Below are 25468 nucleotides of genomic sequence, written 5' to 3' on the forward strand. Positions count from 1 at the left end.
GGCTCACGGCGCGTGGTGCCGGTGGGCTCACCGTCCGTCGTACCCGGCGGTCGGCATGGACAGCCGGCGGTGCACTCGGGCCTTCATCTGCGCGTCGTACGACGGCTCCGCGCGGCCCACCGTGACCACCCGAACCCCGCGCCGGGCGCACTCGGCGGTGAACTCCTCCACGGAGGACAGGGCCCGGCGCAGGACCCGCAGGCTGGGCGCGACGAACACGTCCACGCCGGGGCGTACGCCGTCCCACAGCGCGCGGTGGTCGAAGCGGAGCCCGCCGACGAGCAGTTCCCGTGCGACGACGTAGCCGTGCTCGTGGGCCCAGCGGGCGCACATGGCGTGCTGGGTGCGGCTGTCGACCAGGAAGGGGTCGGCGTCGAGTTCCTCCAGGGGGGTCAGGCTGGCGATGGCGATGACCCGTGCCGGTGTGCGCGCGCCGGAGGCGCCCCGTGGTTGTCCCATGGCCTCCCCCCTCACCTCCGGTTTTCGCCGCCGACCCTACTCCTGCACGTAGGCTTCGGACAGGCGCGTGAAGGAGGCGAAGAAGGTGCCGGTGGAGATCACCTGGTGGGGTCATGCCACCTGCACGATCGAGGATTCGAACATACGGGTGCTCACCGATCCCCTGTTCGCACGGCGCCTCGCGCATCTGCGGCGCCGGCGGGGCCCGCTGCCCTCCGCCGAGGCCCGGCGCGCCGACGTGGTGCTCGTCTCCCATCTGCACGCCGACCATCTGCATCTGCCCTCCCTGGGGGCGCTCGATCCGGGCACGCGCCTGCTTGTGCCCCGAGGCGCACTCCGGGTGGTGCCCGGCGTGCGCCGGCTGCGACACCTCCGCGTCACCGAGGTGGTGCCGGGGGACGAGATACGCGTCGGCGACCTGCTGGTGCGGGTGGTGCCCGCACGGCACGACGGGCGGCGGCTGCCGGTGGGTCCGCACCGCACGCCCGCGCTGGGCTTCGTCGTCGAGGGCGAGGCGCGGACCTACTTCGCGGGCGACACCGGGCTGTTCGACGCGATGGCCGACTGGGTGGGGCCGGTGGAGGTGGCGCTGCTGCCGGTGGGCGGCTGGGGGCCGTTCCTCGGGGAAGGCCACCTGGACGCGGGCCGGGCGGCCCGGGCGCTGGAGCGGCTGGCGCCGCAGGCAGCGGTGCCGGTGCACTACGGGACGTACTGGCCGATCGGCATGGACGCGGTGCGCCCGCACGAATTCCACGCGCCGGGCGACGAGTTCGTACGACTGGCCGCCCTGGCCGCCCCGAAGGTGGCGGTGCACAAGCTGGGGCACGGGGAGCGCGTCCGGCCGGCGGCCGCCCGGTGAGCCGGCTGTCCGCCGCCGCGGTGCTGGCCGCAGCGGCGACGTCGGCGGTGCCGCCGGAGACGACCCAGCAGGCGCTCGGCTACCCGTCGTTGTTCCTGCTGGTGCTGATCGGCGCGCTGGTGCCGGTGGTGCCGACGGGGGCGCTGGTGAGTTCGGCGGCGGTGGTGGCGTTCCACCAGACGGCGCCGTTCGGGCTGGCGCTGGTGTTCGTCACGGCGTCGCTCGCGGCCTTTCTCGGGGACGCGGCGCTGTACTGGCTGGGGTGGCGGGGGATGCGGTCGCGGGGCGGGTCGCGGTGGCTGGCGGCGATACGGTCGCGGGCGCCCGAGGAGCGGCTGGCGCAGGCATGGGGGAAGCTTGCGGAGCACGGGGTGGCGGTGCTGGTGCTGTCCCGGCTGGTGCCGGCCGGGCGGATCCCGGTGATGCTGGCGTGTCTGATGGCGGAGTGGCGGCTGCGGCGGTTCGCGCGGGGGAATGTGGCGGCGTGTCTGGCGTGGGCGGCGACGTACCAGGTGATCGGGATCGTGGGCGGTTCGCTGTTTCCCCAGCCGTGGGAGGGTGTGGTGGTGGCGGTGGTGCTGACGGTGATGGTCAGCGCGGTGCCGGGTGTGGTGCGGCGGTTCCGGTAGCGCCGCACCGGTCGCGTGAGGTCCGGACAGCCTCCCGCGCCCCTTGTCCGGGGCGTTTCAGTCGAGGGTTCTCGACGATCCGATCGGCATGTCCCACAGGTCTTCTCTGGGCAGGCCCGCCTTTTGCCAGGCGGTCTGTACACGGGTCAGTGGTTCGAGGACCGGTTCCGCCGAGAGGATGAAGGTGGCCCAGTGCATCGGGGCCATGCGGCGGGCGCCCAGGTCGAGGGTGGCCTGGACGGCTTCCTCGGGGTCGCAGTGGACATCACTGAGCCACCAGCGGGGGTCGTAGGCGCCGATGGGCATCAGCGCGAGGTCGATGCCGGGGTAGCGGCGGCCGATGCGGGAGAACCAGTGGCCGTAGCCGGTGTCGCCGGCGAAGTAGAGGCGCGGGCCCCCGGGTGCGGTGAGGACCCAGCCGCCCCACAGGCTGTGGCAGGTGTCGGTCAGGGTGCGCTTGGACCAGTGGTGGGCGGGCACGAAGTCGAAGCGCACGCCCGCCAGTTCGGCGCCCTCCCACCAGTCCAGCTCGGTGACGCGGGTGAACTCGCGGCGCCGGAACCAGCGGCCGAGCCCGGCCGGGGCGAACACCGGCGTGTCGCGCGGGAGTCGGCGCAGGGTGGGGGCGTCCAGGTGGTCGTAGTGGTTGTGGCTGATGACGACCGCGTCGACGCGGGGCAGCCGGTCCCAGGGCACTCCGACGGGGGTGATGCGGGCCGGGGTGCCGAGGATGCGGCGTGACCAGACCGGGTCGGTGAGCACGGTCAGACCGCCCACCTGGACGATCCAGCTCGCGTGCCCCGCCCAGGTGACGGCGAGGGTGCCGGTGCCCGCGCGGGGCAGCGGGGCGGGCGCGTACGGCAGCCGGGAGATGCCGGCGAGGCCCTGGGCGTCGGGGCGTACGGCGCCCTCGCGGGCGAAGCGGGCGAGGGCCTTGAGGCCGGGCAGGGGCGCGGTGAGCCGGTCGTGGAACGTGCGCGGCCACACCCGGCGTTCGCCCAGCGGGCGGGGTTCGGCCAGCGGCGGGAAGGGGGGTGTGCCGGGGGCGGGCGGGGCGGTCGCCGTCGAGGTCACAGGAGCCGTGGGTGAGGTGTCGGACGGCGGGGTCGATCCGGGCTCATGCGTCTGCTGCGTCATCGAGGGGGCTCCCGTCGCTGGGCGTCGTCGCGGAGATCGTCGAGGACCGACCTCAAGGAGATCAACGAGCTTTGCACACAGGGCAATTCCCAGGGCGCGGGTGAGGTGAGGGCTTGTGCGCGTTCCTCGTCCGTGCCGGCCAGCAGCGGCCCGGTGCCCAGTCGTACGCGCGGCGCCGCCAGGTCGTCGCCGAAGCGGTGGCCGCCGGGCGCCGGCATGCCGGTCGCCGCGGTGAGGAAGTCCTCCAACTCCTGTGCGTCACCCACTCCTTGGGCAGCGAGGGCCTCGCGGAAGGGACTCAGGTCGGCGTAGAGGTGGCGGCCGGCCTGCGGGGGGCGGGCGACGGCGCCGGCGGCGGTGACCTCGGCGTGCGCGGCGGCGGCCAGGCGGGCGTGCAGCCGTACCGTGGCCGCGCGGCGTTCGGTGACCGGCGGGGGTTCGTCGAGGGCGTAGCACGCGGCCGCGGCGACGGGGGCGGCGAGGCGGGCGCCGAGCGCGGTGAGGATGTCCAGGACCCGTGCGTGCAGGCGCCGTCCGCTGTCACCGGCGGGGAAGCGGGCGACGGCGGCGGGCCAGCCGGGCGGCAGCAGGGCCCCGGCCAGGTCGGTGACGACGGTGACCCGGTCGGGCCGCATCTCGGCGGGGCTGAGCAGGACGGTGTCGTGCGGCGCGTGCACGGTGTCGCGCCAGGTCTCGTCGCTCACCAGGTGCAGGCCCTCGGCGGTGGCTGCCTCCACGGTCTCGTGCAGCAGTTCGGGCGGGGCGACGGTGGCGGTGGGGTCGTCGGCGACGGACAGCACCAGCAGCCGGGGGTCGCCGCCCTCGGCGCGGACCCGGCGCACGGTCTCCAGCAGCGCGTAGGGGTCGGGCACGCCCCCGCTCTCGGCGGGCGTCGGCACATGAAAGACGGGACGGCCCAGGACGCGGGCGTAGGGGGCCCACCAGGCGGCGCAGGGGCGGGGTACGAGGATGTCGGCGCCGTCTCCGGCGAGCGCGGCGGTGAGGGCGAGGAGCAGCGCGGGGGCGCCGGGTCCGGCGGCGATCTGGTCGGGGAGGCAGGGCAGCGCGCGCCGGGTCCAGTAGCCGCAGGCCGACTCCAGCAGGGCGGGGGCGCCGCCCACGGGCGGGGCGTCGGCGCGGCCCGCGGCGGCGGCGACCACGGCGGTCAGTTCGGGGAGCACGGGCAGGCCGTCGCCGGGCAGCGGGGGGCCGTAGCGGACCGGGCCGTGGCCCTCGGGGTCCGTCCGCCGCATGTCCGCCTCCGCGCAGTCCGTGGTGCCGCCCGCCCTGGGCCGGGCCGTCCGGTGTGCCGCCCGGGGGTCGCGTCCCGCCCCGCGCCGGACGGTGCCGAGGGCGCGGCGAACGGTGGGTGGTTCCGGTGTTCCGCTGTTCCGGTGTTCTGGTGTCTGGTGGGTCGGGTGGTCTCCCTCGGGATGCTGTGTACCCGCTGGGCGTAACTCCATGGCCGGCGCGGGAGTTGTGCGGGTCACATGCCCATGGGCCGCTCCCCCGCGCCGTCGCGGACACGGCCGTGGATCCGGTAGCCGGCGCCCGCGCAGGCGGCGGCGATCAGGGCCGCGCCGGCGGCCAGGGCGGGGACCGAGTCGCCGAAGGTGCCGCCCGCGCCGGCGGCGACACCGTGTCCGCTGCCGGTGCCGCCCGCGGCGCAGCCGTCACCCCCGTCGCCCTCGTCGTCGCCCTCTCCGGGGCTCCAGCCCGTGTCGCCGTTGCGGTCGTCGCCGCCGCCGTCGTCGTAGGTGTCGCGGGAGTCGTGGGAGCGGGAGGAGTCGTCGGTGCCGTCGGAGTCCCTGGAGGAGGTGCGGGGTTCGCGGCAGGAGTCGTCGTCAGAGTCCGCGCAGGCGCCGGAGCGTGCGCCGTCGCACGCGTGGTCGTCGTCGGCGCAGGACCCGCTTCTGGCGCCGGCGCACTGGCGCGCGTCACCGGTACAGCTCTCCCCCGCCCGGCACTGGCTGCCGGTCCCGGTCCCGGCGCACGGTGTGCCGGGGCCGCCGCTCGCGCGGGTGTCGGGGCCCCCGCTCGCGCGGGACGTGGGTCCGGGCACGCGGCCCGCGGCGCCTCCCGTGTCCGGGTCCGGCGCGGGTGCGGGCGCCCGGCTGGCGCCCGGCATCCGGGGCTCGGGGGCGTTCGTGGGGGCGCAGGTCGCGGACCCCGCGCCGGGGGTGGCCGCCGCGGCGAGGGCGACGGGACCGGTCAGGGCGAACGCGGCGCCGGCGGCGAGGGCGACGGGCAGGGCGCGGGCGGTACGGCGCATGGAGGGGCTCCTCGGGAGCTGCGGCGGACTGCGAGAAGGACGACGGACGGGCGGCGGGAAGTGGATGGCGGCCGGTGGGCGGGAAGGTGGCTGACGGGCGGATGGGCTGACAGTCGTACGAGCGGGGTCACGGGCGTGGTCGTGCGGGCGGCGTGTCGCGTGGGCGGCGTGGTCATACAGGCGGCGGGGCCGGTGGTACGACACCCGCGCCGACCGGCGCCCGGCGTGGTACTCGTACTCCTGCCTCCTCAGCCATCACAGCCCGCCGCACGCCCCGGCGCGCGCGGCCGGGCCCCATTCGCGGGACGCGGACGGCCAGCCGGGTGACGGTGTGGCGCGAATGGGGCCTCGCGCCGGAGTCACCGGCCCCGAGAGGTTTTCCGGTCTGCCCACCGGAGACTCGGTCAACGCTGACCGGATCGTCCGCTCCGCAACCCCACCGGGAGGTCCCTCCATGAGCACGAAGGTGTCCGACCACATCCTGGAGCGTTTGCGCGCCTGGGATGTCGAGCAGGTGTTCGCCTATCCGGGCGACGGCATCAACGGGCTGCTCGCCGCCTGGGGCCGCGCCGGGGACAAGCCGCGCTTCATCCAGTCCCGGCACGAGGAGATGTCCGCGTTCGAGGCGGTCGGGTACGCGAAGTTCAGCGGGCGCCTCGGTGTGTGCGCGGCGACCTCCGGGCCGGGCGCCATCCACCTCCTGAACGGCCTGTACGACGCCAAGCTCGACCACGTCCCGGTGCTGGCGATCGTCGGCCAGACCAACCGCACCGCGATGGGCGGCTCATACCAGCAGGAAGTGGACCTCCACACGCTGTACAAGGACGTCGCCTCCGAGTTCGTGGAGACGGTGATGGTGCCCGAGCAGCTGCCGAACGTGCTGGACCGGGCGATCCGCACGGCGTACGCGCGGCGCTGCCCGACCGCCCTCATCATCCCCGGCGATGTGCAGGAGCTGGACTACTCGCCGCCGACGCACGCGTTCAAGATGGTGCCCTCCAGCCTGGGCATGAGCGAGTGGACGGCGACCCCGACGGACGAGGCGCTGCGCCGGGCCGCGGAGGTGCTGAACGCGGGCGACAAGCCGGCGATCCTGATCGGGCAGGGCGCCGCGGGCGCGGTCGCCGAGGTGCGGGAGATCGCGGAGCTGCTCGGCGCGGGCGTCGCCAAGGCGCTGCTCGGCAAGGACGTGCTCAGCGACGAGCTGCCGTACGTCACCGGACCGATCGGGCTGCTGGGCAGCCGGCCGTCGTACGAGCTGATGCGGGACTGCGACACGCTGCTGACCATCGGGTCCTCGTTCCCGTACACCCAGTTCATGCCGGAGTTCGGCAAGGCGCGCGCCGTGCAGATCGATCTCGACCCGCACATGATCGGGATGCGGTACCCGTACGAGGTGAACCTCGTCGGCGACGCGCGGGAGACGCTGCGGCGGCTGATCCCGCTGCTGGAGACCGACCGGGGCGGCCGGGAGTGGGCCGACACGGTGGCCGCGAACGTGCGGCGCTGGCACGAGACGATGGACCGGCGGGCCGCCCTCGAAGCGGACCCGATCAACCCGGAGTACGTGGCGCGGGCCCTCGATCCGCTGCTCCCGGACAACGCGATCCTCACCTCCGACTCGGGTTCGGTGGCCAACTGGTACGCGCGGCACATCACCATGCGGCCCGGCATGCGCGGCTCGCTGTCCGGGACGCTCGCGACGATGGGACCCGGTGTGCCGTACGCCATCGGGGCGAAGTTCGCGCACCCGGACCGGCCGGTGGTCGCGCTGGTCGGCGACGGCGCGATGCAGATGAACGGGCTGGCGGAGATGATCACCGCGGCCAAGTACCGGGACCGCTGGACGGACCCGCGGCTGGTGGTCGCGGTCTGGAACAACCAGGATCTGAACCAGGTGACGTGGGAGATGCGGGCCATGGAGGGCGCGCCGTCCTTCCTGCCGTCGCAGGAGATCCCGGACGTGCAGTACGCCGCCTTCGCGCGCTCGCTCGGCCTGGAGGGCATCCGGGTGGAGAAGCCCGAGGACGTCGAGGCGGGCTGGCGGGCGGCGCTCGCCGCGGACCGGCCCTGCCTGATCGAGTTCCTGACCGACCCCGCCGTGCCGCCGATCCCGCCGCACGCCACCTGGGAGCAGATGGAGGCCACGGCCTCCTCCATCCTCAAGGGCGACCCGGACCGGGGTTCGGTGGTCAAGCAGGGGCTGAAGGCGAAGGTCCAGGAGTTCCTGCCGGGCCGCACCCGGCAGTGAGGGGCGGTGTCGGTGCTGCCGCACCGGGTACGCGGTGCGGACGTTCGACCCCTGGAGGGAGATATGCAGCGAGGCAGTGACCGGCTGAACGTGCACCGGGACGACGAGATGAAGCACGAGCTCAAGGGGCTGCTGCGGTCCGGGCACCCCACCCGGGTCGAGGAGTGGCACGACCCGGAGCCCGCCGCCGACGACGACCCGGAGGTGACCGGCGGCCCGGTCGGCGGGATCGGTTCTCCCGCGTCCCTGGAACGGGTGCGGCTGGAGCTGGCCCGCAACCTGAGCCGCAGCACCTTCCCGGCGCGGCCCGGCGAGCTGGTCTCGGCCCTGCGCCGGGACAACGCGCCGGACCCGCTGGTGGACGCGGTGGCCCGGCTGCCGCGCGGCGAGCGGTACCGCAATGTGCAGCAGCTGGCCGAGGCACTGGCGGGCGGCGGATGAGCGAGGACCAGGCGGCACGGATCGCGCGGGGCGCCACCGTCGATGTCGGCGACGTCACCACCCGGTTCCTGCTCTACGGGCTGCTGCCCGGCTGGTTCGTGCCGGGGCTCGCCGACTGGGCGATGCACCGGCGCACCCGCATCGAGGACACGACGGGGACCAAGGAGTCCCTGATCCACGCGCTGATGATGGCCGAGGTGGGCGCGCCCATCGCGCTGACCCTGCGCTACGAGGTGAATCCGCTGCTGCTGACCGTGCAGCTGGGCGCGGCGGCGGTGCACGAGGCGACCGCGCTGTGGGACGTGCGCACGGCTGTCGACAGCGACCGCGAGGTCAGGCCGGTGGAGCAGCACATCCACAGCTTTCTGGAGTCGCTGCCCTTCGGCGGGCTGGTCTCGCTGATGTGTCTGCACGCCGATCAGGTGCGCTCGCTGCTGCGCGGCGGGCGCGGCGATCCGGACGCCTGGCGTCTGCTGCGGCGCCGGCGCCCGCTGTCGGCGGGCTATCTGGCGGGCGTCTTGCTCGCGATCGGTGCCTGTGTGCTGCTGCCGTACGGCGAGGAGCTGCTGCGCTGCGCGCGTGCGGACAGGGAAAGGAAGCGGCGCGCCCGGAACGCCGAGGCGGACCGGGACGCCGGGAAAGGAGTACGAGGATCATGCGAATCGCGTTTCTGGTGGCGCCCGAGGGCGTCGAGCAGGTTGAGCTGACCGAGCCGTGGAAGGCGGCCGCGGACGCGGGGCACCAGCCGGTGCTGGTGTCGACCGAGTCCGGGAAGGTTCAGGGGTTCAACCATCTCGACAAGGCGGACACCTTCGACGTGGACGAGGTGGTCGGCGAGGCGGACGCCGGTTCCTTCGGGGGCCTGGTGCTGCCCGGCGGGGTGGCGAACCCGGACTTCCTGCGAATGGACGAGAAGGCCGTCGCGTTCGTGAAGGACTTCTTCGAGCAGGGGCGGCCGGTCGCCGCGATCTGCCACGCGCCGTGGACGCTGGTGGAGGCGGACGTCGTACGGGGCCGGGTGCTGACCTCCTGGCCGAGCCTGAAGACGGACATCCGCAACGCGGGCGGCACCTGGGTGGACGAGCAGGTCAAGATCTGCGACCACGGGTCCAACCAGCTGGTGACCAGCCGTAAGCCGGACGATCTGAAGGCGTTCTGCGACGCGTTCCTGCACGTGTTCGCGGGAGAGGCCGGCTGAGGGGTCGCACTGCGCGTAAAAGGGGGGCCGGCCCGCGGTGGACACCGTTGGTAAATGAGACTCCCACTGCGTCCCGCTGCCATCAGGCTGCGGGGCGCAATCGTTCGAAGCGGGAGATACGGGTCCCGGCTCGGGGTGTTCCGGTGATCCAGGCATCGAGCCGGGCGAGGTTCATCGCAGTGGCGGTGAAGAGGTGCTGCAGTCGGGTTCTGGGGTAACCCCGGTAGCGGGACCGCCGAAGGCCGAAGGCTCGGACGCCTTGGGAGACGGTGGCCTCGATGCCCTGTCGGTGCTGGCAGACGCTCCGCCACTCCGGGCTCCGCTGGGCAGCACGGTTCGTCCTCGTGACCTCGTGTACGGCCTTCTCCCGCAGCCTGATCTCCCGGCCCCTGCCGCCCTTGGAGGGCGCGCAGTCATTCACGTCCGGGCAGGACCGGCAGTCAGCTGCGGGAAACCGGACCCGGATCACCGGAATTCCATGCGAGGAGACACGCGGATACCAGTGGTCGGCGACCTTCCCGTTGGGGCAGGTGACTCGTTTGTTCTCCCAGTCCACGGTGAAGGCGTCGGTGGCGAAGGGACCGAATGACTGGGCGGTGGTGTTGCGCTGGATCGGTCCCACCAGCTCGATGCCCGCTTCTCCGGCGTCAGCCAGGCCCTGGCCATCGACATAGTTCGCGTCCACCAGATGCACGGCGGGGACCCTGCCGTGAGCACGCAGGTCAGCGTGGATGGCACTGATCATCTTCACGTCGCTCACGGACGCGTCAGTGGTGGCGACATGAGTGATCAAGTTGGGCGCGTCCGGCTCGCACGTCTCGGTCAGCTGCACCAGGTAGCCGGTCCACCCGGTGCCTCGCTTGGCGCCGGCGCGAGCGTCGGCGTCATACGGCGAGAAGGGCCGTAACCGGCCCGGAGGTACGTTGTTGGCATCCCGTCGGCAGACGGCCCCGTCGACGATCTGGAAGTTCTGCACCCAGATCTGCCGCAGCAGCTCGACCGCCTCCAGCGACCGCGCCCGGCGAGGAGTCTGTGGGGAGAAGACCGCTTCCAACAGGAGTATCCCGTCCACCCCGGCCTGCTCGATCCACGCCTGGCGCTTCTCCTTGCCGCGGGGCAGCCTCGCTTCCTCCACCCGGTGCCCATAGCGGTCGAACCAGTCGGCATCCACCTGCGAGGCCAGCCACTGCGGGCACGCTGCGGCGAGCGCGTTCAGGGCTGCCCGTAGTGTCTCTCCGACCATCTCTGCATGGTCGACCGCCCGAATCGCCGCCAGGACCCGGGCAGAATCGGTCCGGGCCCGGCCCGATGTCTTCAGCAGCCCTCGTTCCTTGGCCGCTCGAAGCACCTGCTCGAAGAGTTCATCGGCCATCTGACCCTTCACCAGGCGGGCTCGGAACTCGCTGAGCACCGAGTAGTCGAAGCCGGTATCGGTCAGCTCCAGCCCGAGGGCGTACTTCCAGTCGATCCTCACCCGCACTGCGGTAGCGGCCTGCCGATCGGACAGTCCTTCAGCGAACTGCAACACCGTGACCAGCGCCAATGCCCCGGCGGGACTGCTGGACGACCGCGGCGCGGGAACAGGGAGGCGAACGCCTCACCGGTGAAAACGTCCCCGAACTCATCACGCAGCCGCATCGCCGGCGTTCCGTCCGGACACACCGCCCGAGCCACCCGCTCTGTCTCCGGCAGAATCTCACCCAGACCCGGTTCCCTCAGCGACACCGACACCCTCCCCATAACGCATCGTCGGCCTTCACCACCCACAACCAGGCGATGAAGGCCGACGTCACGCACAGGGGCCAAACCATTTACCAACAGTGTCCGCGGTGGGCCGGCCCCCCTTCTCCTGGGTTCCTGCCAGGTCAGGCAGGTCAGGTGCCCGACTGCCCCGGCGTCACCGATTCGCCGGGGTGGCGCTCGCGGGCGCCCTCGCGGGTGCGGGCCGCGCTGACCACGCGGCGCGGGTTGCGGCGCAGATACTCACCCTCCAGCTGCGCCATGCGCTCGTTGTGGGCCCGCAGCGCGTCGTTCGAGCCGTACAGGAGGGTGTCGTGGCGCGTGCGGTGGATCGTCTCCAGCTCCTTCATGAGCTGCTGGTCGTCCAGTCGGCTGGGGTCGACTCCGGTCATGGTGGTGCCCCGCTCGTCGTGTCCGTTCATGGGGTCCGGGTACCCGCGTTCCTCAGTCCACTGTACGAACATCCCGGACCCGCGGCCTCCCGCATCCCGGCGGCGGCCCCGGCGGCGGCTACCGGGCCCGCTGCACGCGGCGCTCGTCCCACACCGGCTCCGGGGTCTCGCGGACGTGACCGTCGGTGCCGAAGACCAGGAAGCGGTCGAAGGAGCGGGCGAACCAGCGGTCGTGGGTGACCGCGAGGACCGTGCCGTCGAACGCCTCAAGACCCTCCTGGAGGGCCTCGGCCGACTCCAGGTCCAGGTTGTCGGTCGGTTCGTCCAGCAACAGGGCGGTGGCGCCCGCGAGTTCGAGCAGCAGGATCTGGAAGCGGGCCTGCTGGCCGCCGGACAGCCGCTCGAAGGACTGCTCGGCCTGCTGGGTCAGCTCGTAGCGGCGCAGCCGGGACATGGCGGCGCCCCGGTCCTGGGCGTGCTCCTTCCACAGGATGTCCAGCAGGGTGCGGCCCTGGAGTTCGGGGTGCGCGTGGGTCTGCGCGAAGTGGCCGGGTACGACGCGGGCGCCGAGCTTCCACTGCCCCGAGTGCGCGATGTCCTCCCCGGCCAGCAGGCGCAGGAAGTGGGACTTGCCGGAGCCGTTGGAGCCGAGGACGGCGACCCGTTCGCCGTAGAACACCTCAAGGTCGAACGGTTTCATCAGGCCGGTCAGTTCCAGCGCCTCGCAGGTGACCGCGCGCACCCCGGTACGGCCGCCCTTCAGGCGCATGCTGATGTCCTGCTCGCGCGGCGGCTCGGGGGGCGGTCCCGCCTCCTCGAACTTGCGCAGCCTGGTCTGCGCGGCGGCGTAGCGCGAGGCCATCTCGTGGCTGACGGCGGCGGCCTGACGGAGGTTCAGGACGAGTTTCTTCAGCTGGGCGTGCTTCTCGTCCCAGCGGCGGCGCAACTCCTCGAAGCGGGCGAAGCGTTCGCGGCGGGCCTCGTGGTAGGTGGCGAAGCCGCCGCCGTGCACCCAGGCGTCCGCGCCAGCCGGTCCCGGTTCGACGGAGACGATCTTCTCGGCGGCGCGGGCGAGGAGTTCACGGTCGTGGGAGACGAACAGGACCGTCTTGCGGGTCTCCTTGAGCTGCTGCTCCAGCCACCGCTTGCCGGGTACGTCCAGGTAGTTGTCCGGTTCGTCGAGAAGCAGGACCTCGTCGGTGCCGCGCAGCAGCGCCTCCAGCACCAGGCGCTTCTGCTCGCCGCCGGACAGGGTGCGCACCTGGCGCCACTGCGCCTTGTCGTACGGCATCCCGAGCGCGGCGGTGGTGCACATGTCCCATAGGGTCTCGGCCTCGTAGCCGCGCGCCTCGGCCCAGTCGGCGAGCGCCTGCGCGTAGGCCAGCTGGGCGGCCTCGTCGTCCACCGTCATGAGGGCGTGCTCGGCCTCGTCCACGGCCTTCGCCGCCTCGCGGATCCGGGGCGTGGCGACGGAGACCAGCAGGTCGCGCACGGTGGTCTGGTCGCGCACGGAGCCCACGAACTGGCGCATCACGCCGAGGCCGCCGCTGACGGTGACCGAGCCGCCGTGCGGCTTCAGCTCGCCGGAGATCAGCCGCAGCAGGGTGGTCTTGCCCGCGCCGTTCGGGCCGACCAGGGCGACGGCGGAGCCTTCGCCGACCCGGAAGGAGACATCGCCGAGCAGCGTCCTCCCGTCGGGGAGGTGGTATTCGAGGTGTGCGGCTTCCAGATGTCCCATGGGGAGGCATTCTCCGGGCCGGGGGCGGAGCGGGGCAAACCGATATCGAAGGGGGCGGGCAAGCGCGATCCTGTGAGGCGGGGCGGATGCGGAGGGGGTGCGGGGCGGGGGCCGGCGGAGGGGGCGGGGGGCGCGGTGGCGCGGGAGGCCGCGGGGGCGCGGGGGCCGCGAGGGGCCACGAGGGGCGCAGGGGGGCCGCGGGGGCGCGGGGGGCCGCAGGGGCGCGGTGCGGGGGGGGGCTGACGGAGGGGACGGGGGCGGGGCCGCCGCAGGGCGCGCGGGGGCGCTGGGGGACGCGGTGCGGGCGCGCGGAGAACACGAGAGCCGCAGGCGGCGGTGCCACACAGGGCCGCAGGGCGCGCGGAGGCGCTGGGGCGCCGGGGGGGGGACGCCGAGCCGCAGTAGGCGCGGGGGCCGCCGCGGGGCGCAGGACCGCAGCGGGGGCGCCGAGGCCAGGGACTGCGGAATGCCGTGCGCGCGGACGCTAGGGCCACCGAACACCATGCACGCGAACGCGACGGCCGCCCAACGCCATGCATGCGAACGCGACGGCCCCCCAACGCCATACACGCGAACGCGACGGCGGCAGTGGGCGCGGGGGGACTCGCGGTTGCCCGTGCGCCTTCCCCGGTGGCCCCCTCGGGTCGCCCCGGTTTCAGCCGCTGGTGTCCAGAGGCTCTCCCGTCGGGCCGGGCGCGCCCGGGGGCTCGATGGTGTGGGTCTCCCAGGTCAGGACCCGCCAGCCGGTGCCGGGGTCGCCCTCCAGGGTGATCACGCCGGTGTTGGCCAGCGGGCGCGCGGCGGCGAAGGCGACGTCGATGTTGCGGGCGCGGGCCGCGGTCCACATCCGGATCGCGGCGCCGTGGCTGACCAGGGCGGCCGTCGCGGCGCCGCTGCCGTACGCCTCCTCGATCACGGCGTCGTAGCGCGCGAGTGCCTCCTCGCCGCTCTCCCCGCCGGGGACGCGCAGCGTGGTGTGCCCGGCCGACCAGGCGAAGACGGTGCGCATGTAGGACTGGGCCTCGGGGGCGTCGCCGGGCAGCATCTCCAGGTGGCCCGCGGACAGCTCCCGGATGCCGTCGCGGACGGTCACTCCGAGCCCCCGTGCCAGGGCCAGCGGGGCGGCGGTGAGCTGGGTGCGGATCAGCGGGGAGGCGTACAGGGCGTCGATGTCCTCGGCGGCCAGCGCCCGCGGCAGCGCGGCGGCCTGTGCCTCGCCGAGCGAGGTGAGCCCCGGTCCGGGTGCGGCGGTGTCCAGCAGGTTGCGCACATTGGACGTGGTCTGGCCGTGGCGGATCAGGAGCAGGCGCATCCGGGCGTCCTCCTCGCGGCGTCCGGGCGGCGTCCCCGCGGGACTGGCCGTCGCGGGACAGGAAACGGGCACTTCAGGGTATCCGCACCCCTATGAACAAGACGGAGACTCCGGACGTGGATCTGACCGCCCCGACCGCCGCCCCGCACCCCCTGTACGAGCGGCTGCTCGCCGCCGACGGCCGCCTCTTCGAGCGGGCCGCCCGCTGGAACTGGCCGGGGGCCGAACACGTGCTGCCCCGGCTGAGCCGCGCCGCCAACCACGGGGTGCTGTGGGGCGCCGTGGCCGCCGCGGTGGCGGCGAGCCGTACGCCGCGGGCCCGGCGGGCCGCCGTACGGGGCCTGGCCTCGCTCGCCGTGGCCTCCGCGACCGTCAACACGCTCGGCAAGCGCTCGGTGCGCCGGGCCCGGCCGCTGCTCGACCCGGTGCCCCTGGGGCGGCGGCTGCGGCACCAGCCGTTCACCACCTCCTTCCCCTCGGGCCACGCGGCGTCGGCGGCCGCCTTCGCCACCGGGGTCGCCCTGGAGTCCCCCGCGTGGGGCGCGGCGGTGGCGCCGCTGGCGCTCTCGGTGGCCGCCTCCCGCGTCTACACCGGGGTGCACTTCCCGAGCGACGTGCTGGCCGGCGCGGCGCTGGGCGCGGGCGCCGCCTTCCTGGTGGAGCGCCTCGTGCCGGCTCGCACCGCGACGGTGCCCGGCGCCCGGCCGCGCGCCGAGGTGCCCGCGCTGGTGGAGGGCGAGGGTCTGGTGATGGTCGTCAACCAGGGCTCGGGCACCGCGGACCGGGTGGGCGGGCTGCGGGCGGCGCTGCCGCGTGCGGAGGTCGTGGAGTGCGAGCCCGAGGAGGCGGGCGACGCGCTCGCGAAGGCGGCGGCGCGGGCGCGGGTGCTCGGGGTGTGCGGCGGCGACGGCACCGTGAACACGGCCGCCGCCGTCGCCCTGCGCCACGGGCTGCCGCTGGCCGTGCTGCCGGGCGGCACCCTGAACCACTTCGCCCACGATCTGGGCGTGGAGGACGAGCGCGACCTGGCCCGTGCGGTGCGCAAGGGCGAGGCGGTGCGGGTGGACGTGGGCCGCTTCGTCTCCGACGGCGAACAGGGCCTGTTCCTGAACACGCTGAGCCTCGGGGCGTACCCCGAGCTGGTGCGCGCCCGCGACTCCTGGTCGCACCGGATCGGCAGCTGGCCGGCCGGGCTGCTCGGCGCGCTGCGGGTGCTGCGCGCGGGGCAACATCCGCTGGAGGTGGAGGTGGGCGGTGAACGGCGGCCGCTGTGGCTGCTGTTCGCCGGCAACGGCGTCTACCACCGGATGGGACTCGCGCCGGGTCGCCGCAACGACCTGGCCGACGGACTGCTGGACGTGCGGGTGGTGCACGGCAGCGGCCGGGCCGCGCTGCGGCTGCTGGCCGCGGCCGCCGCGGGACCCCTGACCCGCTCGCCCGCCCATGCGGCCGTCCAGGTGAACCGGCTGCGGCTGACCGGCCTGGCGCCCGGCACCCCGCTGGCGTACGACGGGGAGGTCACGACCGTCTCGGGCGAGGTGACGGTGGAGAAGCTGCCGGAGGCGCTGACGGTCTACCGTCCGCTGCCCGAGTCGTCCTGACGGCCCATCAGTCCGTATGGCGAAACGCAGGTCTCGCCATACGGTCGCTGCGCGTACCGTGAACCGTGACGCGGGCCGGGTCCGGCCGGTGCGACGAGAAGGGGTACGGGCATGGCGAAAGCACGGGAGACGGCCGTCTACACGCACGGGCACCACGAGTCGGTGCTGCGCTCGCACACCTGGCGCACCGCCGCCAACTCCGCGGGCTACCTGCTCGGTTCGCTCAAGCCGCACATGAGGGTCCTGGACATCGGCTGCGGGCCCGGCACCATCACCGCCGATCTGGCCGAGCTGGTGCCGGACGGGCATGTGACCGGCGTCGACCAGGCCCCCGGCATCCTGGAGCAGGCGCGGGAGACGGCCGCCGCGCGCGGGCTCGCCAACGTCGACTTCGCGGTCGCCGACGTGCACGCCCTGGACTACCCGGACGACACCTTCTGCGTGGTCCACGCCCACCAGGTGCTCCAGCACGTGGGCGACCCGGTGCAGGCGCTGCGCGAGATGCGGCGGGTGACGAAGCCGGGCGGGTTCATCGCCGTACGGGACGCCGACTACGCGGCGATGACCTGGTACCCGGCGGTGCCGGGCCTGGACGACTGGCTGGAGCTGTACGAGCGGGTGGCGCGGGCCAACGGAGGCGAGCCGGACGCCGGGCGCCGGCTGAAGTCCTGGGCGCTGGCCGCGGGGCTGCGGGACATCACCGCGACCTGCGGCACCTGGACCTTCGCCACCGAGGAGGAGCGCGCCTGGTGGAGCGGCCTGTGGGCGGACCGCACCCTCGCCTCCGCCTACGCCGAACGGGCCACGGCATCCGGCCATGCCACGCCCGAGCGGCTGCGGGCCATCTCGGACGCCTGGCGGGAGTGGGGACGGCGGGAGGACGGCTGGTTCGCGGTACTGCACGGAGAGATCCTGTGCCGCAAGGAGGCGTGAGCACCGGGGCGTTCCTGAGCGCCCCGGTGTGCCCCTCCCCTGTGTGTCAGTCGCGGGGCAGCAGTGGGCCGAGGGGACCGAGGTCCAGGTTGAGGTCCTCGGGGCGCAGGCCGTAGCGGTTGCGGAGTTCCGCCATCCGGTCCTCCAGGAGCATCAGGGTGAGCCCGATCCGCTCCTCCTGCTCCTCGGTCAGGTCGCCGGTGTCGAAGCGCCGTACCGCCTGCCGCTCCATCAGCTGGCGCAGCAGCTCCACCACGGTCAGGACGAGTTTCACCAGGTCGCGCTCGACGGTGTCGGGTTCGAGGTCGAGCCGGTTGCGCGCGGACATCACAGCTCCTTCGCAAGCGGCCCGGACGGCGCTTCGAGCGGTATCTCGAACGGCGAGGGCACGGTTTCGTTGACCGAGCTGATCAGCGCGTTCAGGTCGATGCGGACCAGGTCCACGTCGGCGATGCGCAGCGTGAGGTCGCCGGCGATGACGACGCCGCCCGCCAGCAGCCGGTCCAGCAGGTCGACCAGGGCGATCTCCCGGCGCTCCACGACGGTCACCGGCCCTCCCCCGCCCGCGCACCGTGCCGCGCGTCCTCCTCGGCGAGCCCGCTGAACGAGTACGCGGCCCACGGCCCGGTCAGCTCCACCCGGAGCCCGCCGGCCTCGTCCTTCGTGCGGTCCACCAGTTCCACGAACTCCTCGGACCGGTCGCGGGGCACCAGATAGGCCGCGTTGAGCACATTGCGGCCGCGGGCGCCGGACAGCGAGGCGTTCTGCGGAGGGTGCAGCCGGCAGTCCTCGGCGTGCGCGCACAGCCGCTCGTGCAGGGCGTCCGCGAAGGCCTCGGCGGCCTGGAGGTCCGCCTCGTGGGCGCGGGTGTCCGCGCGGCGGCGGCGCAGATAGTCCCGGCCGCTCATGGGCTTGCCGGACGCGCCGGCCGGCGCGGCGGGTTCGGCGGGCGGCGGCTCCGTGAACACCTTGACGCCCCACTCCACCCGGCCGTCCAGCCGGTCCAGGGCGCCCAGGAAGTCCGCCTCGCGGGCCTCCATCATGCTGCGCACCCCGCTGTCGTCCCGGAAGACGGTCGCGAGGCGCAGCGGCAGCGGGGTGGTGACGGTGGTGAGCGCGTCGATCACGCCCTGGTGGGCGCGGGCGGTCGCGGCCAGCCAGTCCAGGTCCTCCAGGTGGGCCTTGAGCCCCTCCTCGCAGAAGTCGGCCTCGGGGACCGTACTGACCACCGCGACCAGGCCGCGGTGGGACAGCAGGGCCGGCGGGGCGCCCCCGACACCCGTCAGCTGGGCCTGGAGGGGTGCCCCGAGGGGACGGCAGACGGCATACACATAACGCAGTCCGCTCATGGCGCCTCCTTCCGGGCGCGGCCCGGCTCCAGTTCCTCCAGCCGGGCCAGCCGCTCTCTCAGCTCGGCGTTCTCCCGGGTCAGCTCGTCCCGGCGGGCCCGTGAGGACAGGGCCGGGTCGCTCTCCCACCAGTCGATCCCCATCTCCTTCGCCTTGTCCACCGAAGCCACGATGAGCCTCAGCTTGATGGTGAGCAGTTCGATGTCGAGCAGGTTGATCCGGATGTCACCGGCGATGACGACACCCTTGTCGAGGACGCGTTCCAGGATGTCGGCGAGGTTCGCGCCCGAGCTGTGGCCGTACGGTTCGGCGAACCCGCCCGACCGGGGGGCGGGGGTCGTCATCGACGGCTCCCGCGATCGGCGTACTCGGGCTCTTCCTCCTCGTCGCCCTCGTACTCCTCGTCCTCGGGCTCCTCGTCCTCGTACTCGTCCTCCAGCTCCTCCTCGTCCTCTTCCGGCTCCCCGGCTTCGTCCTCGTCCTCGTACGAGCCCTCGTCCTCGTACTCCTCGGGCTCCTCCGATTCCCGGTCCCCGGCCCGGCCCTCGGGCTCCTGGTCCTGGTCCTCCGGCTCCTCGGATTCCTCCGGCTCCCCGGATTCCCCGGACTCCTCCTCGGATTCCCGGGACTCCTCCTCCGCGACCGCGTCCTCGTGACTGCGGACGACCTCGCCGTCGCGGATCTCGCCGCGCCAGCCGTCCTCCGCCTCCGCCTTGAGGGTGATGAAGCGGGCGAAGTGCTTCAGGTCCAGCCTGGTCCGGCGGCCCTGGGCGCGCCACAGGTTGCCGGTCTTCTCGAAGAGGCCGCTCGGGTAGTACTCGATGACCAGCAGGATCCTCGTCAGGTTGTCCCCGAGGGCGTGGAAGGTGACGACGCCCTTGGTGCTGCCCTTGGCGCCCTCGGAGGTCCACTGGATGCGCTGGTCGGGGATCTGCTCGGTGGTGCGGGCCTTCCAGCTGCGGCTGGACAGGAAGATCTTCGCCTGCCAGTCGGTCTCGGTGTCGCCCGCGCGGGAGACGCTCTTGACGCCGTGCGCGAAGGTCGAGAAGTCCTGGAACTGCGTCCACTGGTCGTAGGCGGTGCGCAGCGGCACGCCCACGTCGATGGACTCCATGATCACGGTGGGCTTGTTGCCGCCGCGGCCCTTGCCCTTCTTGCCGCCGCCGAGGTTCTTGACGGCGTCCGTGACGCTGTCCTTGGCGCGGGAGGCGCCGAGTTCCAGCGCGGTGCGCAGCGGGCCCTTGCCCTCGGCGAGCTTGCGGCCGCCGTCGAGCGCGAGCTTCGCGAAGCCGGGGCTGTTGCCCTCCGCGATGTCGTTCAGCTTGCCGGTGGTCTCGCCGAGCTTGCGTCCGAGGCCGGTGAGCAGCCGCTGGGCCTGCGCGGACAGGTACTCCTGCGCCTCCTCCTTCAGCCGGTCGGCGGCCTCGCTGTGGGCGAGGTCGGCGAGCGGCCCTGCGTCCTTGGCGGCGCCCTTGGCCCGCCCGGCGGCCGAGGCCGCGGAACCCACGGTGTCGGTCATCGTTCGTCACCGCCCTTCGCGGAACCGCCGCGGCGCGAGCCGGCCTGCTTCTTCGCGGCCGTCTGACGCTGGGCGCCGGTCTTCTTGGCCGCCGTCTTCTTCGCGGGGCCCCGCTTCTCCGTCGTGCCCGTACGCCGCGCCGCGGTCTTCCTGGCGGCGGGCTTCCGGTCGCTGGACTTCCCGGCCGCGCGGTCCTCGTCCCGGCCCTCGCGGTCGCCGTCCCCGTCGTCCCGCCCGCTGTCGCGGTCGTCGTCGCGGGTCTCGCGGTCCTCGTCCTCCCGCTCGTCGCCGCCCCCGTCCGCCTTCTCGCCGGAGAGTTCGCCGCGCATCTGGGCCGTACGGTCGTGCAGGCGGTCGGCGAGGCTGCTCATCTGCCGTTCGACCATGGCCCCGGAGGCCGCCTTGCCGACGCCCCGCAGATCGCTGCGCAGCTGGTCGCCGATCTCCTTGAACTGCGGGTTGTCCCGCAGCTGCCGGCGGGCGAGGTCGGCGAGCGCACCCGGACCGAGGTTGAGCTTCTTGCCCGCCACGAGCGAGCCGACCGCGAGTGCCATCTTCAGTTTCCTGGTGCGTCCCAGGAAGTATCCGGCCCCTACGGCGAGGCCCAGTGCCGTTCGGTTCATCGTCCCGTTCCGTTGCCTGTGGTGTCGCCGGGGCCCTGCTGGGCCTCCAGCCGGTCGAGCAGTTCGTCCTCGCGCCGGTCGAACTCCTCCTCGGTGATCTCGCCCGCGTTCAGCTGTTCTTCGAGGCGGGCGAGTTCGGCCCGTACGGTGGCGGGGTCGTAGTAGATCCGTTCCGCCTCGCGGAGCACCTGGTTGATCGCCCAGCCGCTGCCGCGCACGGGCGCGAAGGGCAGCAGCAGCACTTCCTTGATCAGCCCCATGGGATCCTCCTTCCGCTCTCCGTCCGGGCCGTCCTCGTGGGGCGGGCCGCGCCCTTAGGGGGCCGGGGCGGTGGCCTCCGCGGGCTGGGCGGGGCCCGGCTCGACGAAGCTGTACGGCGGCAGCGGGCCGTTGACGCGCAGCTCCAGGTGGGAATGGCCGGCGCGGACCCGCTCGACGGCGGCCAGGAACTCCTCCGCGGTGTCGCGGGCCACCAGGAACGAGTCGTTGAGCAGCCAGCCGGTGGACTGGGGGCCGGAGCTCACCGCGGCGGCGGCCGGCTCCAGCTGGGCCCGCACCTCGGCGGCGTCCGCGGCCTCCCGTGCCTTGACGGCGCCGGCGACCATCTCGCCGAGGCGCAGCTTGTCGTCGTAACTCCCGCCGCCCGCCGTGCGGTTGGCCTCCGCCAGGGCGCGTACGTCCGGCTGCTCGGCCATCACCAGGTGCAGGACGGCCTCCTCGATGTGGTTGGCCTTGACGTTGTACTCGACTTTGCCCTCCAGGGCCGCGAGCCGCTCCCGGTAGTGGTCGGCGCGCTCCTGGAGGACCTGGGTGACGGTGTCGTCGTCGGGGGCCACGTTGCCGAACCGCATGGGCAGCACGCAGCCGCCGGCGCCCGCCTCGGCGAGCACGTTCTGGTGGGCGAGCAGATCCCGGCGCTTGGGGCGCAGGTTCTCGGGGGCCTCGCTGACCAGGGCGGCCAGCTCCCCCGCGACGAGGACCCGTACGGGCAGGGCCGGATCGCCCACGCCGGTCATCCCCTCGGGGAGCGCCGGGTGCGAACGGGCGGTGATCCCGTAGACGTACGTGCTCACTCCTGCTCCTCCTTGCGGCGGGCCGCGGCCTTGCGGGTGCGGGGCCGCTCTTCGCCCTCCTCGCGGGCCTGCTTGAACGCGTCGGATATGGTCTCGGCGGCGCCGGAGAGCGCGCCCTTGGACTTGCCGCGTGCGCCGGACTCGGTGACCTGGCCGACCACGTCCGGCAGGCCGGGGCTCTTGTTGGGTCCGGATTCCAGATCGAGGCGGTTGCAGGCCTCGGCGAAGCGCAGGTAGGTGTCGACGCTCGCGACGACGACCCGCACGTCGATCTTCAGGATCTCGATGCCGACCAGGGAGACGCGCACGAAGGCGTCGATCACCAGGCCGCGGTCGAGTACCAGTTCGAGAACGTCGTAGAGGCCGCTGCTGCCTCCGCCGCCGGTCTGCTGTGCCGGGACAACGGTCATGCCGGCCGTTCCTCCTCCGGGATAGGTGCCGAATGGTCGTGGTGGGCGGTCCGTCTAGCGGCCGCCGGGGCGCGCGTCGGCTCTGCCGCGTTCGTAGCGGCGGACCCGCCGGTAGCCGGTGAGCTGCCCGTCCTGGTCGAGTTCGACCTGGTAGGCGCCCATGAGGCTCATCGTGTCCGGCACCCGCTCCAGCTCCAGTACCTCCACTTCGAGCGACCAGCCGTTCTCGGTCTGCTCGAAGGAGGAGACCGACTCGGGTACGAGTCCGGTCAGCTCGGCGAGCTGGGCGCGTGCCTGGCGCAGTACCTCCATGGGGCCCGGCGCGCGGGCCTCGGGCTCGTGCGTGGACTCCTCTCCCTCGGGGGAGGGCCGGGTCCGCTTCCGGGTCTTCCGGGGCGCCCGCTCCGGTTCCTGTTCGATTTCTTCCTGCGCCTCTCGGTCTTCTTCCCGCTCGGGTTCCTGCTGGGAATCTCGTGAATTCTGTGTCTGTGTTGTGCGATGTGTGTTCGACATGGCCACCTCTTGGTGCGGGTGGCCGCTCATTCCGTGGCCAAACCTTCGGAGCGCCCTCAGTCGCGCAGCTCCGCGAGGTGCCGCCGGGCGGGCCCGAGGCCGCGGGCGCGCGCCGGCAGGTCGGCCCAGGGGTCGGTACGGGCCTGTTCGAGGGCGTCGGCGATGGTCCAGCGGCGGGCGTGGACGCCGGGCTCGTCCAGCTGCGGCCAGGCGAGGGGCACGGCGACGGGGGCGCCGGGGCGGGCGCGGACCGTATAGGGGGCCACGGCGGTCTGGGCGTAGGCGTTGCGCTGCACGTCGAGGTAGAGGCGGTCGCCGCGGTCCTCCTTGCGGACGGCTGTGGTGAGCCGGTCCGGGTGCCGTGCGGCGGCGAGTTCGGCGACGTCATGGGCGAACTGCCGTACCTCGTCGAAGCCCTGGCGTCCATCGAGCGGGACGACGAGGTGCAGGCCGCGCGAGCCGGTGGTCATCGGGGCGGCGGGCAGGGCGAGTTCCCCCAGTAGCGCCCGCAGCACGGCGGCGGCCTCGCGGACGGGGGCGAAGTCATCGTCCGGTGGATCGAGGTCGAACACAAGCCGGTCGGGGCGGCCGGGCCCGGCGGCCCGGTCGGTGCGGGAGAGCCAGCGGTGCAGGGTGACGCAGGCCTGGTCGGCGAGGAAGAGGAGGGTGGCGGTGTCGTCGCACACGACGTGCGTGACGGTGCCGCCTTCCTTGGCGACCTCGGCGCGGGTGATCCACTCCGGGTAGTGCTCGGGGGTGTTCTTCTGCATGAAGCGCGGGCCGTCGACACCGTCCGGGTGGCGCTCCAGCATGAGCGGGCGGCCCCTGAGGTGCGGCAGCAGGTAAGGGGCGACGGAGCGGTAGTACTCGGCGAGGTCGCCCTTGGTGTACTCCGGCGTACCCCCGCGGCCGGGGAAGAGGATCTTCCCCGGCCGCTGGATCTCCACCGCCCGGCGGCCCGCCCGTATCCGCCGCGGCGCGCCGTCGGTCACCGCACCACCGCCTCCTCCACCAGCAGTTTCGCCGCGGCCACGATGCCGAGGGAGTCGATGCCGGCGGCGTGCAGCTGCTCGTCCGGGGCGGCCGAGCCGGGCATCGTACGGACCCCGAGCCGGACCAGGCGGGGCACGGGCCGGCCGTCCGCGAAGGACTCCGCGACCGCGTCCCCGATGCCGCCCTCGGGGTGGTGGTCCTCGACGGTGAGCAGGCAGCCGGTCTCCTCGGCGGCCCGGCGCAGTGTCTCGGCGTCCACGGGCTTGACCGAGTACAGGTCGATCACCCGGACCGCGATGCCGTCCTCGGCGAGCCGGTCGGCCGCCGCGAGGGCCTCGGGCACGGTGACCCCGGCGGCGACGACGGTCAGCCGGTCCTCCTCCGAGGAGCGCAGCGTCTTGCTGCCGCCGACCGGGAACTCCTCGTCGGCGTCGTAGAGCACCGGGGTCTTGCCGCGGGAGGTGCGCAGATAGCGGATGCCGTCGAGGCCGGCCATGGTGGCGGCCAGCCGGGCGGTCTGGTTGGCGTCGCAGGGGTAGAGGACGGTGGAGCCGTACACGGAGCGGAACATGGCGAGGTCTTCCAGGCCCATCTGGGAGGGCCCGTCCTGGCCGATGGCGACGCCGGCGTGCGAGCCGACGAGGTTGATGCCGGCGCCGCTGATGGAGGCCATGCGCACGAAGTCGTGGGCGCGGGTGAGGAACGCGGCGAACGTCGCGGCGTACGGCACCCAGCCGCGTGCCGCCATCCCCACGGCGGTGGCGACGAGCTGCTGCTCGGCGATGTAGCACTCGAAGAAGCGATCGGGGTGCGCCTTGGCGAACTCCTCGGTGCGGGTGGAGTCGCCGACCTCGCCGTCCAGGGCGACGACGTCGCCGCGCGCGTCGCCGAGCGCGGCGAGGGCGGCGCCGAAGGCGTCCCGGGTGGCGGCCTCGTCGCCCTTGTCGTAGCGCGGCAGCCGGACGGCCTCGGTGGTGTGGTCGTGCAGCGTGGCGGCGGCCGGCGGCTCGCCCACCCGCAGCCGCAGCCGGCGGGGGCCGCCGAGTTCGGCGATCGCCTCGTCGGCGTCGGGCAGCGGCTTGCCGTGCTGGCCCTCCCGGTCCTCCACGGCGGCGACGCCCTTGCCCTTGAGGGTCCGGGCGAGGATCACCACGGGCTGCCCGGTGGTGGACAGCGCCTCCCCGTACGCCCGGTCGATCGCGTCCACGTCGTGGCCGTCGATCTCGATGGTGTGCCAGCCGAAGGCCTGGAAGCGGCGGGCGTAGGCGTCCAGGTCGTGGCCGTGCCGGGTGGGGCCGCGCTGCCCGAGCCGGTTGACGTCCACGATCACCTTCAGGTTGTCCAGGTTCTCGAACCCGGCGTGCTCGGCGGCCTCCCAGATCGAGCCCTCCGCCAGCTCGCTGTCCCCGCACAGCACCCACACCCGGTAGCCGGTGCGGTCCAGGCGCAGCCCGGCGAGCGCGATGCCGACCCCTACGGGCAGACCCTGGCCGAGGGAGCCGGTGGCCGTCTCCACCCAGGGCAGCCTGCGGGGCGTCGGATGCCCTTCGAGCCGGCTGCCCAGCTTGCGGAACGTGACCAGCTCGCCGTCCTCGATGGCGCCGGCCGTCTTGTACGCGGAGTACAGCAGGGGCGAGGCGTGGCCCTTGGACAGTACGAAGCGGTCGTTGGCGGGATGCTCGGGGCGCTCGAAGTCGTAGCGCAGATGGTTGGCGAGCAGGACGGCCATCAGGTCGGCGGCGGACATCGAGGACGTGGGGTGCCCGGAGCCCGCCGCCGCGGCGGCCCGTACGCTGTCGACGCGCAACTGCTGTCCGAGTTCGGCGAGTTCGGCGGTGTCCATGGTTCTCCTTGCGCGAGATCGTGGTCGTCGGTCGATGGCGGGCACCGGTTTCACCGGGGCGGCGCGGGGGCGTCCGGGGCCGGCGTTCCCCCGGCGCGGTCGGCCCACGGCGGCGCCTCGGGCGGTGGGCTCGTGCGAGGTTTTCCGCGTATCCGGGGCCCGGCCAACCAAACGCGGGGGCGC

27 protein-coding genes and 1 pseudogene are annotated in these 25468 nt (G+C 73.6%); 8 read left to right on the plus strand and 20 right to left on the minus strand.

The genetic code is table 11. The annotated features are described in order from the left end of the window. Positions 1 to 27: 27 nt before the first annotated feature. Positions 28 to 459: a hypothetical protein gene (locus tag ACE4Q9_RS05395; protein WP_397983068.1), complete on the minus strand. Its 432-nt coding sequence runs from the start codon at positions 457 to 459 to the stop codon at positions 28 to 30. An 85-nt stretch (positions 460 to 544) separates the two neighbouring features. Here ACE4Q9_RS05395 and ACE4Q9_RS05400 point away from each other — a divergent pair, with 85 nt between their 5' ends. Beyond that, on the plus strand, positions 545 to 1318 hold the full coding sequence (locus ACE4Q9_RS05400) for an MBL fold metallo-hydrolase (RefSeq protein ID WP_397987129.1): 774 nt from the start codon (positions 545 to 547) through the stop codon (positions 1316 to 1318). A gap of 20 nt (positions 1319 to 1338) precedes the next feature. Continuing rightward, on the plus strand, positions 1339 to 1947 hold the full coding sequence (locus tag ACE4Q9_RS05405; protein WP_397987130.1) for a DedA family protein: 609 nt from the start codon (positions 1339 to 1341) through the stop codon (positions 1945 to 1947). Positions 1948 to 2004: 57 nt separating this feature from the next. On the opposite strand, the gene ACE4Q9_RS05410 is transcribed toward ACE4Q9_RS05405, so the two are convergent. The 3 genes from ACE4Q9_RS05410 to ACE4Q9_RS05420 form a co-directional block, all read right to left on the minus strand. Continuing rightward, positions 2005 to 3084, minus strand: coding sequence for an MBL fold metallo-hydrolase (locus ACE4Q9_RS05410; RefSeq protein ID WP_397983069.1), 1080 nt, complete (start codon positions 3082 to 3084; stop codon positions 2005 to 2007). After that, complete coding sequence (locus ACE4Q9_RS05415) at positions 3081 to 4337, minus strand: aminotransferase class I/II-fold pyridoxal phosphate-dependent enzyme (RefSeq protein WP_397983070.1); 1257 nt, start codon at positions 4335 to 4337, stop codon at positions 3081 to 3083. Before ACE4Q9_RS05415 ends, ACE4Q9_RS05410 begins: the two co-directional genes overlap by 4 nt. Positions 4338 to 4570: 233 nt before the next feature. Further along, positions 4571 to 5356 (minus strand): hypothetical protein, encoded by a 786-nt coding sequence (locus ACE4Q9_RS05420; RefSeq protein ID WP_397983071.1) that lies wholly within the window; start codon positions 5354 to 5356, stop codon positions 4571 to 4573. Between the two features lie 454 nt (positions 5357 to 5810). Between ACE4Q9_RS05420 and ACE4Q9_RS05425 the strand changes: the two genes are divergently transcribed. From ACE4Q9_RS05425 to ACE4Q9_RS05440, 4 genes are all read left to right on the plus strand, one after another. Then, on the plus strand, positions 5811 to 7607 hold the full coding sequence (locus tag ACE4Q9_RS05425) for a thiamine pyrophosphate-requiring protein (protein WP_397983072.1): 1797 nt from the start codon (positions 5811 to 5813) through the stop codon (positions 7605 to 7607). Positions 7608 to 7670: 63 nt separating this feature from the next. Further along, positions 7671 to 8048, plus strand: coding sequence for a DUF2795 domain-containing protein (locus tag ACE4Q9_RS05430; RefSeq protein WP_397983073.1), 378 nt, complete (start codon positions 7671 to 7673; stop codon positions 8046 to 8048). Next, positions 8045 to 8755 carry a diguanylate cyclase gene (locus ACE4Q9_RS05435; protein WP_397983074.1) on the plus strand — a complete coding sequence of 237 codons (711 nt, stop codon included), beginning with the start codon at positions 8045 to 8047 and terminating at the stop codon, positions 8753 to 8755. The genes ACE4Q9_RS05430 and ACE4Q9_RS05435 overlap by 4 nt, the downstream gene beginning before the upstream one ends. Continuing rightward, positions 8704 to 9246, plus strand: a complete 543-nt coding sequence (locus tag ACE4Q9_RS05440) for a type 1 glutamine amidotransferase domain-containing protein (protein WP_397983075.1) — start codon at positions 8704 to 8706, stop codon at positions 9244 to 9246. Before ACE4Q9_RS05435 ends, ACE4Q9_RS05440 begins: the two co-directional genes overlap by 52 nt. An 82-nt stretch (positions 9247 to 9328) precedes the next feature. Here ACE4Q9_RS05440 and ACE4Q9_RS05445 read toward each other — a convergent pair. The 4 genes and pseudogenes from ACE4Q9_RS05445 to ACE4Q9_RS05460 form a co-directional block, all read right to left on the minus strand. Next, a pseudogene (locus ACE4Q9_RS05445) lies at positions 9329 to 10971 on the minus strand (IS1182 family transposase). A gap of 149 nt (positions 10972 to 11120) precedes the next feature. Next, positions 11121 to 11408: a DUF6158 family protein gene (locus tag ACE4Q9_RS05450; RefSeq protein WP_397983076.1), complete on the minus strand. Its 288-nt coding sequence runs from the start codon at positions 11406 to 11408 to the stop codon at positions 11121 to 11123. Positions 11409 to 11496: 88 nt separating this feature from the next. Further along, positions 11497 to 13116 (minus strand): ABC-F family ATP-binding cassette domain-containing protein, encoded by a 1620-nt coding sequence (locus tag ACE4Q9_RS05455; RefSeq protein ID WP_397983077.1) that lies wholly within the window; start codon positions 13114 to 13116, stop codon positions 11497 to 11499. 655 nt (positions 13117 to 13771) lie between these two features. Next, positions 13772 to 14428, minus strand: a complete 657-nt coding sequence (locus ACE4Q9_RS05460) for a histidine phosphatase family protein (protein WP_397983078.1) — start codon at positions 14426 to 14428, stop codon at positions 13772 to 13774. Between the two features lie 92 nt (positions 14429 to 14520). On the opposite strand from ACE4Q9_RS05460, the gene ACE4Q9_RS05465 reads away from it, so the two are divergent. Together ACE4Q9_RS05465 and ACE4Q9_RS05470 are read left to right on the plus strand one after the other, a co-directional pair. Next, positions 14521 to 16029, plus strand: a complete 1509-nt coding sequence (locus tag ACE4Q9_RS05465; protein WP_397983079.1) for a bifunctional phosphatase PAP2/diacylglycerol kinase family protein — start codon at positions 14521 to 14523, stop codon at positions 16027 to 16029. Positions 16030 to 16140: 111 nt separating this feature from the next. Continuing rightward, on the plus strand, positions 16141 to 16962 hold the full coding sequence (locus ACE4Q9_RS05470; RefSeq protein ID WP_397983080.1) for a class I SAM-dependent methyltransferase: 822 nt from the start codon (positions 16141 to 16143) through the stop codon (positions 16960 to 16962). Between the two features lie 46 nt (positions 16963 to 17008). Here ACE4Q9_RS05470 and ACE4Q9_RS05475 read toward each other — a convergent pair whose 3' ends face one another. From ACE4Q9_RS05475 to ACE4Q9_RS05530, 12 genes are read right to left on the minus strand one after another with little or no spacing between them, the layout of a single operon-like run. Then, a complete protein-coding gene (locus ACE4Q9_RS05475; protein WP_397983081.1) occupies positions 17009 to 17290 on the minus strand; it encodes a gas vesicle protein K in 282 nt (93 codons plus the stop codon). Continuing rightward, positions 17290 to 17511, minus strand: coding sequence for a gas vesicle protein (locus ACE4Q9_RS05480; RefSeq protein WP_397983082.1), 222 nt, complete (start codon positions 17509 to 17511; stop codon positions 17290 to 17292). The genes ACE4Q9_RS05475 and ACE4Q9_RS05480 overlap by 1 nt, the downstream gene beginning before the upstream one ends. Continuing rightward, positions 17508 to 18311: a GvpL/GvpF family gas vesicle protein gene (locus tag ACE4Q9_RS05485; RefSeq protein ID WP_397983083.1), complete on the minus strand. Its 804-nt coding sequence runs from the start codon at positions 18309 to 18311 to the stop codon at positions 17508 to 17510. The genes ACE4Q9_RS05480 and ACE4Q9_RS05485 overlap by 4 nt, the downstream gene beginning before the upstream one ends. Beyond that, positions 18308 to 18655, minus strand: a complete 348-nt coding sequence (locus ACE4Q9_RS05490) for a gas vesicle protein (protein WP_397983084.1) — start codon at positions 18653 to 18655, stop codon at positions 18308 to 18310. The genes ACE4Q9_RS05485 and ACE4Q9_RS05490 overlap by 4 nt, the downstream gene beginning before the upstream one ends. Further along, complete coding sequence (locus ACE4Q9_RS05495) at positions 18652 to 19830, minus strand: SRPBCC family protein (protein ID WP_397983085.1); 1179 nt, start codon at positions 19828 to 19830, stop codon at positions 18652 to 18654. Before ACE4Q9_RS05495 ends, ACE4Q9_RS05490 begins: the two co-directional genes overlap by 4 nt. Further along, a complete protein-coding gene (locus tag ACE4Q9_RS05500) occupies positions 19827 to 20453 on the minus strand; it encodes a DNA primase (RefSeq protein ID WP_397983086.1) in 627 nt (208 codons plus the stop codon). The genes ACE4Q9_RS05495 and ACE4Q9_RS05500 overlap by 4 nt, the downstream gene beginning before the upstream one ends. Next, positions 20450 to 20713 (minus strand): gas vesicle protein GvpG, encoded by a 264-nt coding sequence (locus ACE4Q9_RS05505; RefSeq protein WP_397983087.1) that lies wholly within the window; start codon positions 20711 to 20713, stop codon positions 20450 to 20452. Before ACE4Q9_RS05505 ends, ACE4Q9_RS05500 begins: the two co-directional genes overlap by 4 nt. Positions 20714 to 20767: 54 nt before the next feature. Then, positions 20768 to 21526, minus strand: a complete 759-nt coding sequence (locus ACE4Q9_RS05510) for a GvpL/GvpF family gas vesicle protein (RefSeq protein ID WP_397983088.1) — start codon at positions 21524 to 21526, stop codon at positions 20768 to 20770. Then, on the minus strand, positions 21523 to 21936 hold the full coding sequence (locus tag ACE4Q9_RS05515) for a gas vesicle structural protein GvpA (RefSeq protein WP_085567431.1): 414 nt from the start codon (positions 21934 to 21936) through the stop codon (positions 21523 to 21525). The genes ACE4Q9_RS05510 and ACE4Q9_RS05515 overlap by 4 nt, the downstream gene beginning before the upstream one ends. 54 nt (positions 21937 to 21990) lie before the next feature. After that, entirely contained in the window at positions 21991 to 22449 is a 459-nt protein-coding gene (locus ACE4Q9_RS05520) for a gas vesicle protein (protein ID WP_397983089.1), read from the minus strand. A gap of 56 nt (positions 22450 to 22505) precedes the next feature. After that, positions 22506 to 23441, minus strand: coding sequence for a non-homologous end-joining DNA ligase (ligD, locus tag ACE4Q9_RS05525; RefSeq protein ID WP_397983090.1), 936 nt, complete (start codon positions 23439 to 23441; stop codon positions 22506 to 22508). Further along, positions 23438 to 25285, minus strand: a complete 1848-nt coding sequence (locus ACE4Q9_RS05530) for a transketolase (RefSeq protein WP_397983091.1) — start codon at positions 25283 to 25285, stop codon at positions 23438 to 23440. Before ACE4Q9_RS05530 ends, ligD begins: the two co-directional genes overlap by 4 nt. Positions 25286 to 25468 lie beyond the last annotated feature (183 nt).

The sequence above is a fragment of the Streptomyces sp. AM6-12 genome (assembly GCF_044327085.1).
Classification (GTDB): Bacteria; Actinomycetota; Actinomycetes; order Streptomycetales; family Streptomycetaceae; genus Streptomyces.